1 protein-coding gene is annotated in these 983 nt (G+C 63.9%); it reads right to left on the bottom strand.

Annotated features, from left to right (window positions below):
* Positions 1-2 precede the first annotated feature (2 nt).
* A protein-coding gene (locus ACLJPD_RS33110) for an IS5 family transposase (RefSeq protein WP_410877466.1) occupies positions 3-921 on the bottom strand; the annotation gives its coding sequence in 2 pieces (ribosomal slippage) (positions 3-545 and positions 547-921; 918 coding nt in all).
* Positions 922-983 lie beyond the last annotated feature (62 nt).

Genomic DNA, 983 nt, shown 5'->3' on the forward strand with positions numbered 1-983 from the left:
CACTAGGTCATGTCTCCCAATAGCTTCAACCATTCGACCGTGAGGGCCATGACGATCCCGGCCCGGTAAGTGCAGGCCAGCTTGTCGTAACGAGTTGCGACACCACGCCAGTGTTTGGCCTTGTTGAACGCCCGCTCGACCACATTGCGCCCCTTGTAAGCCTGCGAGTCGAACCCGGGCGGGCGTCCACCGGCACGTCCGCGGCGTTTTCGGTTGGCGACCTGATCAGAGCGTTGCGGGATCACCGCCACGATCCGCCTGCTCCGCAACAGTTTTCGATTCGCTGCCGAGGAATACGCCTTGTCTGCCAGGACCCGATCAGGATTCCGGCGCGGCGGGCCACCAGCCAGCTTCGGGACCGCGATCGCATCGAGCACCGCGGGCATCACCGGGCAGTCCGCGGCCTGGCCCGCGGTGATCAATACCGCCAAACCGCGACCGTTGCCATCGGTGGCCAGATGGGCTTTGGTCGTCAATCCGCCCCGAGACCGGCCGATCCCGTGATCAGCCGGCTCATAACTCACCATCCGGGCCGGCAACCGCACCACCACTGCGGCGGGTGTTGGCGCCGTGTTGATGAACCCGCACGATCGTCGAATCGACCGAGACCACCCAATCGAGATTCCCGGTCGCATCCGCCAACGCGGTCAACGCGACCAGCACCCGATCCCAGGTTCCGTCGGCCGCGTAACGGCGGTGACGTTTCCATACCGTTTGCCACGGACCGAAGACCTCGGGCAGGTCCCGCCACGGCATCCCGGTCCGCAACCGGAACAATATCCCCTCCACAACCTGGCGGTTGTTGGAGAAGTTACGGCCAACGCGGCCATCAGATTTCGGTAACAACAGCTCGAGCAGTTCCCACTGGTTGTCCGTCAGAACCTGGTGCCGATCACCGACAGTCTCCGCCACGGCGAACATGATGCCCGACCCGACGATCTATCGGGCGAGAACCGGCAACTCGATTGGGAGACACGGCCTAG

Origin of the sequence: Nocardia sp. A7 (assembly GCF_046549215.1) — a bacterium.
In the GTDB taxonomy this organism is placed as follows: domain Bacteria; phylum Actinomycetota; class Actinomycetes; order Mycobacteriales; family Mycobacteriaceae; genus Nocardia.